Annotated in this window: 15 protein-coding genes; 7 read left to right on the top strand and 8 right to left on the bottom strand. The window is 53.3% G+C overall.

The genetic code is table 11. From position 1 onward, the window contains the following. Positions 1-263: 263 nt before the first annotated feature. Together B4M48_RS16985 and B4M48_RS16980 are read right to left on the bottom strand one after the other, a co-directional pair. Positions 264-1802, bottom strand: a complete 1539-nt coding sequence (locus B4M48_RS16985; protein ID WP_288657393.1) for a methyl-accepting chemotaxis protein — start codon at positions 1800-1802, stop codon at positions 264-266. A 111-nt stretch (positions 1803-1913) separates the two neighbouring features. Continuing rightward, positions 1914-2714 carry a glucose 1-dehydrogenase gene (locus tag B4M48_RS16980; RefSeq protein WP_108570275.1) on the bottom strand — a complete coding sequence of 267 codons (801 nt, stop codon included), beginning with the start codon at positions 2712-2714 and terminating at the stop codon, positions 1914-1916. 222 nt (positions 2715-2936) lie between these two features. On the opposite strand from B4M48_RS16980, the gene B4M48_RS16975 reads away from it, so the two are divergent. Beyond that, positions 2937-3173, top strand: a complete 237-nt coding sequence (locus B4M48_RS16975; protein ID WP_040113409.1) for a DUF2171 domain-containing protein — start codon at positions 2937-2939, stop codon at positions 3171-3173. A 72-nt stretch (positions 3174-3245) separates the two neighbouring features. Here B4M48_RS16975 and B4M48_RS16970 read toward each other — a convergent pair whose 3' ends face one another. Both B4M48_RS16970 and B4M48_RS16965 read right to left on the bottom strand, forming a co-directional pair. Further along, on the bottom strand, positions 3246-4352 hold the full coding sequence (locus B4M48_RS16970; RefSeq protein ID WP_288657390.1) for a T6SS immunity protein Tli4 family protein: 1107 nt from the start codon (positions 4350-4352) through the stop codon (positions 3246-3248). Next, positions 4349-5878, bottom strand: coding sequence for an esterase/lipase family protein (locus tag B4M48_RS16965; protein ID WP_288657388.1), 1530 nt, complete (start codon positions 5876-5878; stop codon positions 4349-4351). Before B4M48_RS16965 ends, B4M48_RS16970 begins: the two co-directional genes overlap by 4 nt. Positions 5879-6194: 316 nt before the next feature. Here B4M48_RS16965 and B4M48_RS16960 point away from each other — a divergent pair, with 316 nt between their 5' ends. Next, on the top strand, positions 6195-6440 hold the full coding sequence (locus B4M48_RS16960) for a hypothetical protein (protein WP_040113408.1): 246 nt from the start codon (positions 6195-6197) through the stop codon (positions 6438-6440). Between the two features lie 215 nt (positions 6441-6655). Further along, positions 6656-6781: a hypothetical protein gene (locus B4M48_RS16955; protein WP_255510274.1), complete on the top strand. Its 126-nt coding sequence runs from the start codon at positions 6656-6658 to the stop codon at positions 6779-6781. Between the two features lie 5 nt (positions 6782-6786). Here B4M48_RS16955 and B4M48_RS16950 read toward each other — a convergent pair whose 3' ends face one another. The 3 genes from B4M48_RS16950 to ycgZ all read right to left on the bottom strand — a co-directional run bounded on the left by B4M48_RS16950 (position 6787) and on the right by ycgZ (position 7801). Then, the gene (locus tag B4M48_RS16950) at positions 6787-7044 is read right to left on the bottom strand and encodes a biofilm development regulator YmgB/AriR family protein (protein ID WP_108570285.1); all 258 of its coding nucleotides are present in this window, start codon (positions 7042-7044) and stop codon (positions 6787-6789) included. A 139-nt stretch (positions 7045-7183) separates the two neighbouring features. Then, the gene (locus B4M48_RS16945) at positions 7184-7450 is read right to left on the bottom strand and encodes a hypothetical protein (protein ID WP_146745178.1); all 267 of its coding nucleotides are present in this window, start codon (positions 7448-7450) and stop codon (positions 7184-7186) included. A gap of 108 nt (positions 7451-7558) precedes the next feature. Beyond that, positions 7559-7801 carry a regulatory protein YcgZ gene (gene ycgZ, locus B4M48_RS16940; RefSeq protein ID WP_288657385.1) on the bottom strand — a complete coding sequence of 81 codons (243 nt, stop codon included), beginning with the start codon at positions 7799-7801 and terminating at the stop codon, positions 7559-7561. 433 nt (positions 7802-8234) lie between these two features. On the opposite strand from ycgZ, the gene B4M48_RS16935 reads away from it, so the two are divergent. From B4M48_RS16935 to B4M48_RS16920, 4 genes are all read left to right on the top strand, one after another. Next, positions 8235-8474, top strand: coding sequence for a biofilm development regulator YmgB/AriR family protein (locus B4M48_RS16935; RefSeq protein WP_108570270.1), 240 nt, complete (start codon positions 8235-8237; stop codon positions 8472-8474). Between the two features lie 179 nt (positions 8475-8653). Next, a complete protein-coding gene (locus B4M48_RS16930; protein WP_150034943.1) occupies positions 8654-9241 on the top strand; it encodes a TetR/AcrR family transcriptional regulator in 588 nt (195 codons plus the stop codon). Then, positions 9241-10161 (top strand): DMT family transporter, encoded by a 921-nt coding sequence (locus B4M48_RS16925; RefSeq protein ID WP_288657382.1) that lies wholly within the window; start codon positions 9241-9243, stop codon positions 10159-10161. The genes B4M48_RS16930 and B4M48_RS16925 overlap by 1 nt, the downstream gene beginning before the upstream one ends. 414 nt (positions 10162-10575) lie before the next feature. Beyond that, complete coding sequence (locus B4M48_RS16920; RefSeq protein WP_288657380.1) at positions 10576-12420, top strand: hypothetical protein; 1845 nt, start codon at positions 10576-10578, stop codon at positions 12418-12420. Positions 12421-12437: 17 nt separating this feature from the next. Here the strand turns inward: B4M48_RS16920 and B4M48_RS16915 are convergent, their stop codons facing one another. Next, the gene (locus B4M48_RS16915; RefSeq protein WP_108570264.1) at positions 12438-13100 is read right to left on the bottom strand and encodes a hypothetical protein; all 663 of its coding nucleotides are present in this window, start codon (positions 13098-13100) and stop codon (positions 12438-12440) included. Between the last annotated feature and the right edge of the window lie 416 nt (positions 13101-13516).

The raw sequence follows: 13516 nt of genomic DNA, 5'->3' as shown, positions 1-13516 counted from the left end.
CTGTAAAACAGGCGCAAACGTACCGGTTTGCGCTAAGGTGGCAGGGAGGAATATCGGCAAAGCGTAAGAGAAATTTACGCTTTGATGAAAATAAATATACTAAAAACGAACTATCATACTTAATACATTGAAATAATGGCTTTTTATAGAGGAATTTTCAGGAGTGCTCTTTTAATCATTAATAGTGGAGCAGTGATCATTAAGGCCCTGTATTGCGGTCTGAGAGATTGCCGGCTCCTGAAAAAAGAGCCGGCACGGGGCGCTTATGCCAGATGGAAAGTGGAAACCGAACGGGTCAGATACTGTACCTGCTCTTCAAGCGATGCCGACGCAGCCGCTGACTCCTGTACCAGTGCGGCGTTCTGCTGCGTCACAGAGTCCATTTCAGTCACCGCTTTCTCAATCTGACCGATGCCGCGACTCTGTTCACCTGACGCCACAGAAATATGCTCCATCAGGAGATTAACGCGGCTTACGGACGCGATAATAGCGCTCATCGCCTCCCCGGTGCGGCTGACCTGCTCCGAGCCGGTGTGAATAATCGCTACCGACTCTGCAATCAGCGTCTCTATCTCTTTGGCTGCCAGCGCGCTGCGCTGTGCCAGATTGCGGACCTCTCCGGCAACCACAGCAAACCCCCTGCCCTGCTCACCCGCTCGCGCTGCTTCCACAGCGGCGTTCAGCGCGAGGATGTTGGTCTGAAACGCGATCCCGTTGATCACCGAGATGATCTCTTCGATTTTTTTCGAGCTGGCGTTGATCAGGTCCATCGACACAATCACCTCACGCGAGACTTTTTCACCTGTTTCCGCATTTTGCACCGCTTCGCCGGTCAGGCGGCAGGCTTCAAATACGTTGTCAGTGTTCTGCTTCACCGTAGCACCCAGCTGCTCCATGCTGGCCGCGGTTTCCGTCAGCGCCGCAGCCTGCTGCTCAGTGCGCGAGGCCAGGTCAACGTTTCCGGCGGCGATTTCGCCGGAGGCGGTGGAGACCGAATGCGCGGAGTCACGTACCTGCATGATGATTTGTGTCAGGGCGAGACGCATCGCTTCCAGCGATCCCATCAGACTCTGAATTTCACTGCGCGACGCCCCTTTTGCCGGAACCACACAGTTAAGCTCGCCGGCGGCGATCAGATCGCAATGCTGTTTTGCCATGCTAAGCGGCACCAGCACAAAGCGATGCATCAGCAGTGAAATCACAACAATGATGCCGACAAACAGCGCACCAAACAGCACCAGCAGCATCAGGCCGGAGTGAAAGTGACGCTGTGCGTCATCATTGAGCTGGCGGGCGTAGGCTTCATGCTGCGCCAGTACCTTATCGAGGATAATTTCATACTGACGATCGAGACGGACGACGGTCGGGATCTGCGCTTTGAAGCGTGCCTGATCGTGCGCCTCAGCGGCAGCCACCAGCGGCCGGATCCCTTCATCGCGATAGCTGAGATAAGCCTGCCGGTAAGCTTCTGCTTCTGCTGCCTCACCGGCCAGACGCGGGGCATCCATATAAGCCTGAAATGCCGCGTCTGCTTTAACCGCCACCGCTTTAACGCTCTCAAGTGACGCTGCTGATGCGGTATCGTCCCCCTCGCTCGCTTTCATAAATTCCATCACCCTGACGCGCAGCGTACGGCTGTGGTTGATAGGATCGATAACGGAGAGCACTACGCGGATCTCTTTGTTAACGGCGGTCAGCGAGGCATTACTGCGCACCAGCAGCCAGCTGCTGACGGCCACGCTGGCCAGAAACAGTACCAGCATAGTGAGGAACACAAGCAGTGAGGATTTTTTCAGCGACATAATTAACTTCCGGTTGAAGATGGAGAGTTAGTTATATCGGCCTGGCAGCGCAACTCATTAGCCGTGAAAGTGTCGCAATCGGCTGATTGCGACAGCATAATTGGTAAGTGCTTAACCGTTATCGCGAAAGCCAGGATAGAGACTCATCCCGCCATCAATAAACAGCGTGGTGCCATGCACGTAGTCGGATAAATCACTGGCCAGCCATACCACCGCGTTACCCACATCTTCCGGATCGCCCACCCTGCCATAGGGAATAAGCTGCAGCAGCTTTTTCTCTGCGTCACCCTCGGTGGCTTCGGTATTGATTGGCGTTCTGATGGCCCCCGGCGCAATCGAATTAATGCGAATACGCTCCTCACCCACCTCCTGCGCCAGGCTACGCATCAGCAGATCGACACCCCCTTTAGAGGCGGCATAGTTGATATGACCAGCCCAGGGGATGAGCTGATGAACCGAGCTCATATGAATGATTTTTCCGGCAGCGCGGCTCACGTCCGGACGCTTCTCCTGACGGCGGAACTGACGCAGCGCCGCCCGGGCACAGAGAAACTGACCGGTGAGATTGACCTGGATAACCTTATTCCACTCCTCCAGCGTCATCTCGCCGGCTGGCGCATCGCGCTGCAGTCCGGAGTTCGCGACCAGGATATCCAGCCGCCCAAAATGGTTGATGGTTTCAGCAAACAGCGCCTCTACGGCTTTTTCATCAGAGACATCCCCCCCTACCGCTACCGCCTTACCGCCGCGCTGCCGGATCGCTTCTGCCAGCGCCTCGGCAGGCTCCTGCTGGCTGTTATAGTTGACCACCACCGCTGCACCCGCCGCAGCCAGCGCTTCGGCGCAGGCGTAGCCAAGCCCTGAACTGGCGCCGGTAACCAGCGCAACCTGTTTCTCCAGTGATATCTGCATGCTGTTAATTCCCGTTATGAACAGAGAGGAGGCTGGCGGCGTGCGCCGCCAGCGGCTACAGGAAATCATAGTCGGCGCAGCAGAATTGGTCGCGTCACGGTTCGCCTAAATATTTCATTCTGTAAATTACTGGAAATCTGCGGATTAATAACCAGACTTAAGCAGTCCGGCAGCAGTCCGGCAGCAGAACTGCTGCATTTACATTCACAGAACGGAGGCAATATGGTAAGCAAATCAGAAATCCTGGATCACGCACAGGTTGTTGACGTCAACGGTGAGCACGTGGGCATTGTCGATCACTTCGAAGGCGAAGATAAAATCAAACTGGCAAAAAGCGATCCGGAAGCGGGCGGCCAGCACCACATCATCCCATTCAGCTGGGTAAAAGAAGTCGATGATAATAAAGTCATTCTTTCCAAATCAAAGGATGACGTTGAAGCCGAATGGCAGAGCGCATAATCTGTTGTCGGACCGCAGCAGCCCTGCTGCGGTCTTGTTTTTACACGTGTGAAGAGCCCAATACCGGCTGATTCAAAAAGCATTGCTTCTGATACGAAAAGAACCCACGATCCGATCCCATATCTCCACCAGCTCCGCATCGCTACAGGCCGGCGCAGGCAGGGCGTGGTTGCTCATGGTCAGATCGATAATCGGATGCCGGAAATCCACCCTCTTTTCATTGGCGATGGCGTTAAACAGCAGCTGTGCTGATGCATGACCGGGTGATTTTTCAGAGGGCGCGGTGTTGAGCCACTCATCCGCTTCAAAGCCCGCTATTTCCGTTTTATTCTTGCGCAGGGTCCGCGCGTTGAGCGAGGTCAGCCAGGGCTGTATTTCATGGCTCCGCTCCAGCATGCTCTTTGGGTCGCCAAGATAGGTGTTGGTGGCAACCGACAGGGAAAATACCTGGCCGTGCGGATAGATTAAGGTAATGTTCTCTCTGGGTTTTGCGCCTCCGTCGCGAATAAACCCTTCTGCAATACAGCTGCCAGGCTGCACCGGGATTTCGTCATTTTTTCGCCCGCTGAGGCGGGACATCAGGTCCTGCAGCTCCGCCAGTTTTGCCGGTTTGTCATTTAGGGTGCTGTCATTAAATCCGGCATTGATAAATGTTTGTTTGTCTTCTTCATACTTACTGTCCGATACATCAAAGATCTCCTGAGTAAGAATAAATGCCACTCCATCAGTATACAGATGCGCTTCCAGCACACGACCAAACCCGGCGGCGCTCTCATTTTTATTGCGATCGAAAATTACCGCGCTGTCACTTATCCGGTAGACGTCTTTGAGATAAGGCCGATCTAACTTCCTTACCGTATAGCTGTTTTTCAGCGCCTCTTCCCGCAGACGGATACGCTGTTCAAACGCCGGCCGGTAGAGCCGCTTGCTGCTGATGCGGACTTTATTAATCAGGGCACGATCCGGCAGGCTGTTTTCGAAAGAGGCCGGAACCTCAAACACGTAACGCCCCACGCACTGAGGTTTAGTGGTTGCAAACAGGGTATCGACCATACGTTTTTCCTTATCCGTTAACGCCGCCGGCGCATGCACAAACGTCACATAGTTATGAAGATAATACCCCGCCGCCAGCAGCACGAGCGTCAGCGGGAACAGCAGGGTCAGCGGAGGCTTTTTCATGGCGCAGGCACCTGCTGTACGATTTTCATCACTGAACGGACGGTAAATACCATCGCATCAGATAGATCGCGGTAGACCGAGCGGGAGTGGTTAACGGGATCAACAGCGTAGGCACTTTCGTGATCAACGTCGGTTGCCAGAACTCCACGGATCCGTGAAGAGGCAGTCCGGATAGCCGTAACCGGCACCGTGCCGTCGCCGGGTGTTGCGGCAGAAATCAGTTGGTGGGTTCTTAGCGGAGAGAGTTCGGGAGGTGCACCGAAACTATTATGGAGCCGCTGCGCCTCCCTTACTCGCGGTGGGATCTGCTCTTTCCACGTTAAAAACGCGTCAGACTGGTTGTCTGCGCTTGCGCCATAAAACAACCAGGTCTGCGGATGATATCTGCCATGCAATTCTTCAATGAATAATTCAACATCACGCGGTATGCGTCTAACAAAATCTTCCCATTCACTGTTTGTATCATCCAGCAGTAAATCCTGATCGCACAGCCGCCACCAGTCTTTCTTATTAAGATAAATTTCCTTATACGGATCTTTCAGCGGCAGTGATAGTCGGGAATGGCTTCCTTCAATTTTCAGCCAGCCCGGAGGATAAGCTTTGCCCGGCAGCAGCTGAAGCGGGCCAGGAGACCGGGCCAGCACCGGCATCAATTTTTCTGCGCTGTTCCCGATAACCATCCCGACAATACCGCGTTCGCCGGTTTTCATTCGCCGGTACGCTGCCGGTGAGCCGAGATCGGGCATTACCCCGTGTATAATGCCCAGGATATTTTCCTGCCCGTTCATGTTTTCAGAGTAGTGCCGGGCAACCAGTCCACCCATGGAGTGGGTGACGAGGATAACTTTGTTCACTGCCAGACGACCGTGATAATCCCCCAGTACTTTTTTGATATAGGTTTCCAGCTGAGCCGCCGAGTCCGCGTTAGACTGCAGCCAGTTATAACCAAACACGTGAAGCGGGTATAAAAACTTGTGGCCGTGTGCCGTCTCTTCCTCCGTCAGCACCTGTTCTTCCGGCTCATCGCCTATCCTGACGCCGGTAAAACGCTGTCGCGCTGTCTGAAGCTGCGCTTCCCTAAAGTAGTTATCCATCAGGATGTCGTCATCGCTGAGCAGATACTGCAGCTTGTCGAGTGCTTTGCCGTAACTCTTGTAAAATGCGCTGCCCCAGCCCCGTTTTCGTCGTGAGGGGAATTTTTTTCCGTCCGCGTCGTTATTAGCAATCTCACCACTGTAATCAACCATGGTGGTGGCGGGATCCAGCAGCTCTTTTCTTTTTTTAGCGTTGGCAAGCGGCCATTTGGTTAACGACGTAATGCTGAACTGCCAGACCTCACCGTCTCCGTTTTTCAGGTTTGAACCCATAACTCCCGGAATAAAAATTATCGGGATCACCTGTTCAGGCGGTAAAAGGCAAAATGATACATGTTTCTTCTCTTTCGCCTGTGAAACGAGCTCGTAATGAAACTGTCCGTTGTCATCCCATACCGGCCGATGGTAAGAACAGCTTTTCTTGTCATCCATGCGCGAATACCCCTCTACTCTCCCTGTAAAGATATAGACTCTACAATACCCCGGACCTGACTTAACTGAAATTTTTGTGAAAATACAGAATGCCAGCGTAGTAAAGTTCCCTCCCGCTGCTCTGGCCTCTGAAAAGCCCAGTGGCAGGATCCAGCTTTTCATTTAATAGATCTGCTGCTTTCACGCTTCACAACATCCTGCTGTGTGCATAACAACGTAACGCAGGCTTTGGTTTCCGCCACGCTTCTGGCTATGATGACATCCAGTCACGACGTAGGTAGAGCCGTAAAGCGTCAGAGCAATACAGGAGGCAGCGATGCTTAGCGACGAACGCCTGCAATATATAGCAGGCAACCCTGATAATAATTCACCAGAAGCCGTTGAAATGGCGCGCGAAATATTGCGCTATCGCCGCGCCCTGGCAGAGCCCTATGCCATTATCGAGCCTCTGGGTATGCAATATCTGGGGGATGGTAACGGCGCCATGGTATTTCCGCCCCGTTATCGTGAAAGAAACGATATCAATCTTTATCGTCTTGATGAAAATGAGATGGCTGACTGAGCCTGCCAACGCCTCAGCGTCCTGAAAGAAAAACGGGCAAAAATAATGATAGCGCTGCATCTCACACGGCAGAAGATAACGTGCATTAAAGCAGCGTGCCTTAACTGCAAAAACTCACATCAGAATTATCCTTTTGTCTCTTCTGCTCCAGGCAGATCGCGTAATCCGTGCCAGGCTTATTTAATGTTAAAGCCGTTACTGATAGGGAGAAAATGATGATGATGAAGGTGTGGATTGCTATTACGTTGATTGCTGCAGCGAGCTGCTCAGTATGGGCTTCAAAAGGTGGTTTTGAGACCTCAGCAGCCATTCCTGCCGCACAGAGCGTGCAGCAGGAATAAAAATCTTAGATACCTTCGTCGTCCGGTGTGCGTCCGACCACTATCTCCAGCGCATTGCGCAGTACATCAAGGTGTACAACGTCTGATGTGCTTTCCAGTTCGGCGATAAGATACAGGATGATAGTTTTACTGGTAACGCGCTTGCCGTGTACAACAATATCGCGGATGACCGCATCCAGCACGGCTGTTTCAGCAGCCAGCTTCTCGCCAGCGTGACGGAAATGGTGAATGATGTCGGCTTCGATCGTTTGGGTGTGCTGCATTTCTTGCTGCATAGTCTTTCCGTTTAATTCCGCACCAGCGGCTGAGTTACCAGGCTAAATACCTGAAATAAAGACGGCCATCCGCAGATGGCCGCGTCCTGCGGGCTTTTTACCGCACTTCGCTCTCGCGAACGCTTTTTTAATGCTTTTTGTTACCGGGCAGTACCGATCCCAGCGCCATGATAGCCGTATCCTGCGTTTGCCGCGCACGCGGAAACTCTTTTGCTACTTCAGCCAGCGCGCACTCCAGCGCTGCCAGCCGTTCAGGATGCGATTCAAGCGCCGCCATCCGCTTCAGGGTGGTCATCAGAGCGGTTGAATTAATCCGGCCTGCATCGCCGAGCAGTGCTGTCACGGCTTCGCCGATAACAATATCTGTCAATCTTTCAAGGTTGCTTCGTTGCATACCCGCTTCTTATCTCTGCGTGCCTGCTCCGGCAAGAGTATCTGGCTGCCTGTCCGGACAGCCCTGAAATATGCTGCGGAAAACGCTGAGCACGCAATCAAACGCGACTCAGCGATCAAACAGCAGTCCGATAAGCGCCTGATAATGGCGTTCTTCTTCCACGCTTGCAGCGACTTCCAGGCGGCGTAACAGCTTTGTACAGATCGCTTTGCGATTAAGATTTTTGCCCGCGCGCAGGATCTCAACAACAATCTGACCTAATGTTTCCTGCTGACCCGGAATGGAAACTTTGCTGAAGTAGTGGGCAATATCATTTGCTGTAGTTGGATAGTTCGCAATGTCCTGGCGCATGGGGAACCTCTGTAATGGTTGAAATATACTCATCGCTCAATGAGCGTAAAGTTATACAACATTGGTAAACTTGTACAGCGATTGTGTATATCCCCTGGCTTGATTTTTTTGCAAAAAATGCTAAGCGCTATTTATCATGGGGTTATAAATGAGAATAAGGCTAAGTAAGTTGTACAGCTATATCAGCAGCTTCGATAAAAAAGCGGTAACTGATGCAGAAAGCTTGTAGGCAATGCTTTGTCTTCAGAAAGAGGATGCTATCCCTGCGTGAATTGTTAATCATCAGGAAAATAAATTGTATAGGTGACTGTAACTTATAGATATTTATTAGATCCAGACCAGTCTGAGGCCGCTCTTACAAATCAACGCTGTACACACCGCTGCGCATCGTTTACTTTGCGCACGACTTCTCCATTAACTTTCAGGTATTTCAATGCGCCAGGGCGGACTGCCTTCTGAAACCACTATCGGGCTGACTGGCTACTTCAGCAGGGTAACGCACCCCTGCCAGATTGAAATGCTGGGCAGAATCACCGTCGAAATCCTTCGCCAGGAGCGACGTCTTACCCGCACCGCCGTCTGTCTGAAACTGATTGGCTGGCTGGATAGTACTGAGGACGCCACAGAAGCCGCGCACCTGCGCGAGCTTCTCGCCATGCTGTTTGGCCGGTAACGATCCTCTTTACACTCTCAGCCCGCTTGATGCGGGCTTTTTCATCTCCGCTCTGTTTATCTCTTACCTGGCTAATACCGGCTTTTCCTGCAGGTCATCATGCTAAATAAAAGATCAGGTTGTCCTGCGCGCCTGAGTAGGTAGACTGGGCTACCTACTTTCTGTCTAAAAGAGTGACTATGACCTTACGGCCTGCAGGATCTGAAACCGCTTACGACAAATTGCTTAATGCCGCACGCATTCTGTTTTACAACCACGGGATCGCCGGCACAGGTATTGATGCCATTGTGAAACGGGCCGGCGTTGCGAAAAAAAGCCTGTACAACAATTTTGCCTCTAAGGATGAGCTGGTAGCGGCTTACCTCAGGGTGCGGCATGAAGAGTGGCTGGCGCTGTATGGAAAGCGGCGTCAGTTCGCTACTACGCCCCGGGAACGGGTTCTGGCCGTCTTTAAAGCGTATGAGGATCACGCTGAGTATGCTTATGAACACGGCTTTCGCGGCTGCGGGCTGCTTAATGCCGCTGCAGAGCTGCCTGCCGGGGCACCGGGACGCCAGGCCGTACGCGAGCATAAAGAGGAGGTTGAGGCGATTCTGGCTTCACATCTGGCTGAGTTAATGAACGGAGAGGCAAACAACGCCGGCTCGGTGGCAAAGCATTTCGCTTTTCTGCTGGAAGGCAGCATCTCCCGGGCCGGGCTGGAAGGAAACAGTCGCTGTGTGGCTCAGGCCCGCGTAATAGCTGAACAGATGCTGGAGGCGTACTGATGCTTTTATCAGAGCAGCGACTGGTCGGTATCGCAGGCGTGTTGATGGCCGCGATCCTCTGGGGCACGACCGGCACGGCAGCCACCTTTGCACCTGACCTCAGCCCGCTAGCAGTGGGTGCCGTAGCGATGGGCGTCGGGGGGTTACTGCAGGGGCTGATTGCTGCGCGTACCCTTCTGCGTCAGCGCCGGCTTATTGCCACACAGTGGTACTTTCTGGTCACCGGCGCGCTCGCGGTTGCCGTGTATCCCCTTGCCTTCTATGCTTCCATGCGTTATGCCGGCGTCACAACTGGCACGGTGATTTCGATTGGTTCAGCTCCGCTTCTTTCAGCCCTGATTGAGTATCGCTTTGACGGCGTGCGCCTGACAAAGCAGTGGTTGTACGGAGCAACGCTGGGGGTCACCGGAATGATACTGCTCTGCCTGGCGCAGAGCAGCGGAGAGGCTGCCGGCAACGAACACGCCCTGAGCGGCATTGCTCTGGGCCTGCTGGCGGGGTTCACCTACGCGTTCTATTCATGGTCGGCGCGACGGCTGATGCAGGCAGGCGTGGCATCGCGCGCGGCTATGGGGGCGACGTTTGGCGCAGGCGGCATCCTGCTGATGCCCGTACTCGTTATGACGGGTGCTCCGCTTCTGGCGAGCTGGAATAATGCAGCCGTCGGGATCTACATGGCCCTGATCCCAATGTTTGTCGGCTATCTCTGCTACGGCTATGGTCTGGCGCGTATCCCGGCCAGCATGGCAACCACCATTACCCTGCTCGAACCGGTGATTGCGGCGTTGCTGGCTGTCCTGGTAGTGGGTGAAAGACTGCCTCCCGCCGGATGGATTGGTGTCGCTCTGATAGTCGCCTGCCTCGGTGTTATTACCGCGCCAGTGAAAAGGCGCTCGCCTGTGCCGGCACGGCAGCTCTGACTCAGGTCAATGATCAGTGTCCGGCATTTGAGCGGTGGCAGCCCGGAGATTGCGCCGGGCTGCTATGGCGCGCGAAGCAGACTCTGTATCAGACAGAATCACTGACCGCGTGTCTGCAGCCCTTACTAATCATCAGCAGGCATAAACAGAACTGCTCAAACAGTTAAGCGTTATCGGTCGCTGGTGATGAGCTCCGGCTTTTTTCTGGCTGCTGAAGAGCCAGTGATAAAAAACAGTGAATGCGAATAATCTGTAAAGCAAAATGGCATCTGCTTGCCAATTAACATCTTAACCGCTCTTTTTCCGCCGCTTCGTCATTTCCCTCTCATTTAAACCGGCCCTTTGCAATTATAACTTTTTCAATGGCTTATACTTTTTTCCGTTGTGCAACTTTTATACATTCAGGAGTGCATCATGACAGAAACATCTGCTATAGCCTCTTCATCTGCGCCGGTCCCGGCCAGCATTCTGCACCTCAATGATATCGCCGCCTTACGCGCTACCGAGCCCTCGGTAGCGGGCCAGCTGGCGGTGGTGCTGGAATATACCAAAGATACGCGGATGGGCGGCGGCGTGTTTATACACGATCCCGTCGATACCGCGTCCGTTGATGATGGCGGCATAATCTTTGTCACCGCCGGTAAAAAACGCTGGAAACGCGTGGTGCTGGACTACAACAGCGTAACCGTGGTTGATTTTGGCGCGGTCTCTGACGGAAGGACCGACTGTATTGAGGCGGTGAAACGTATGTTTGCCTGGTCGCAACGCGTGTTGCCTTCAGCGGGCATTCGCTTCACCGCAGGTGAATTCAGTATGTCGATGTTTGATATCTCAGACAAAGAGATCAACCGCTTCAAGGTCAGCGGTGCGCCGGTTAATTTTGGCTACTTCCCTACCACAACGCTGCTCTTCAACTGGGACACCCGGCCGCGCGGGCTGCATTTCTTCAAAGTTAAGGCGCGCTACGTTGAGATCTCCGGCTTTGTTATCAAAGGCAAAAGCTCAAACAGCGGGGAGGATGGCGGAACCGCCTTTAACCAGGTCGGTTTTTACGCCAACACCATTACCGGCGGTCAGTTTCTGCGCGTCTCCAGTATGGAGTTTCGCTATCTGGGCGGACGCGCGCTGGACCTGATCGATACGCTGGATTGTAAAATCGATCAGTTCTATTCACGCGGCTGTCAGGACAGTATCGTCTATGCACGCTGGTCCGATCGGGAACTGGGCGCATGGGACCACAGCACCGCCATCGAGCTCTCTAACTTCAACCTGCAGCGCGGTACTAAAAAGCCGGTGCTCGACCTTCCCCGCTGTACGCAATCTTTTATCCGCAACGGCTGGATTGAGCACTCTGAGTACGCGGGCGATCTCACTAACGGACAGTGGACAATTGAGGGGCTGGTGATTGAATCCACCGCCAATCCGATGAAGATGGGCTACTGCCGCGCCATGATCATCCAGAAAAGCGTGCACCGGGACAGCGCCGGCTTTGACTTCAGTAAAGAGGGCGTTGAGCCCTGGACGCTGCTGGCGGAAGGCGATCGCGGCGTGATGGAGATTTCCGATCTCGGCGCGGTTATTCAGGGGTCGCTAAATTACGACTTTATGACCTCGCAGCACCATATGGATAACCGCACCGATAAACCGCGCTGGTTTTACATTGGCGAGTTTAATTTCTCTGACGCCGCCTCGCAGATCCACATCCGCGTGCTGGGCAGCGCGCAGTTTCTCTCGCAGAGTGAGACGCAGACCGATCACAGCGGCAGAACGCCTGAGGGGGTAGCCCACATCTATCTGCAGGCGCGTGATAAAGCCGACACCATCGGTAGCTGGTACAGCGAGGGCTCCAGTCCAGTCATGAAAGTACACGTTGAAGGCGGCGGCGCGCGCACCAAACTCTTCGTTAAGATCCCGGACTACACCGGCTACTCAATTGCGCTGGTGGAAACCAATGGACGCGATCGCTACACCTCCGGCCAATGTTTTATCTTCCGTAAAAGCTTCACGGTGTGCGATGCAGAGGAGAGCGCGCGACTTGAAGCCGCGCCGGTTGTGGCGTTTGAACAGCGCTGGACCGGTAACAAATCGGTTGGTTTCGGCTATAACGACAATAAGGAGCTGCTGGTGCGCGGTCCATACTTCTTTAAAGATGTTGAGCATCAGCCGGGCAAATGGAAGCGCCGACATTTCCTTAAAATCAGGGTAAACGGTACACCCCGCAGCATTGAACTGCTCGACCCGGAGGATCCGCTGGGTTAAACGCAGAGGGAGCCAGGTCAGATTGCGGCCTGGCATCCCGCTGGCCATTCCGGTCGGGTGCCAAAAGAGAGCGCGCTCAGATAACTCAGCATCAGCTGCAGGTCGTTGCGGGCTTTCAGCTTGCTGCGCGCGGAGAGCTTCTGCGTACTGAGCGTTTTGATACTACGCTGCTGAAACCGGGCCAGTTCCGACAGCGTATACCCCAGGATCAATCCCTCCACGACACCCATTTCTGCGGGCGTCAGCAGCTGCAGCTGAATCGGCATGATGTGATGACAGTGCGAATTGCGCCGGAGCGCCTGCATAATTTCGTGGCGGGACGCCGTATCGGGAAACACACCGTAAGCACAGACGCGAAACCAGCGGCGCACTTCCGTGGACTCCTGATTACTCATGCTGAAAAACAGACGCGCATTTGCCCGGCGGATATACCAGAGGTTAGAGGCGATAAACAGCCGCACCGCTTCATTTGATCCCTCAGCCAGAATAAAGCGCGGCTGCAGGTAAAAAATATCAGCCAGTGAATCCAGCACGACCGGGATATCGCTACTGAATTTTGCACTTGATGATTTTTTATCAACCAGGAGTGTTTTTATATGCCGGATAAATTCAGCGGAAGATCCCAGCACCAGAATGCCACAGAAATGGAGGCTGAAGATTTTATTATCCTGTGAACACATTAGCACGATGCTCTCTTATCTAAGATTTTGGAGCAGCTACTTTACCTTACCGGGTTGATTAACCTCTGTTAAAGGAGATTAAAATAGGTTATCAACGCCTTATGACGCTGATTTAACAAGCCTTAACATTTAATCGCAGCCTGCTGCCGAAAAATTCTCATGTTCACGGCTAACGCCTGCAGTACCACGAATAATCTGTCACTCTGCGTGATAAAAATGATTATACTGGATGTAATAATATGCAGCGGCAGCGCTCAGCATGAGCAAGAGGTATATTGATAACGTTGTTAAACGCCGGCCAGCAGCCATGCTGACGCTGGATCAGAAAAAGGCGGCTGTCATTTTTTGCCACCGTCGCTTTTTGGTTTATTAACGGCGCTGAGATAGCGGCAAAAAAACCGTTCTGCACGGCAGAC

It is taken from the genome of Pantoea sp. UBA6567, from assembly GCF_002434165.1.
Classification (GTDB): domain Bacteria; phylum Pseudomonadota; class Gammaproteobacteria; order Enterobacterales; family Enterobacteriaceae; genus Pantoea; species Pantoea eucrina.
This window is presented reverse-complemented; position numbering and strand designations above follow the sequence as displayed.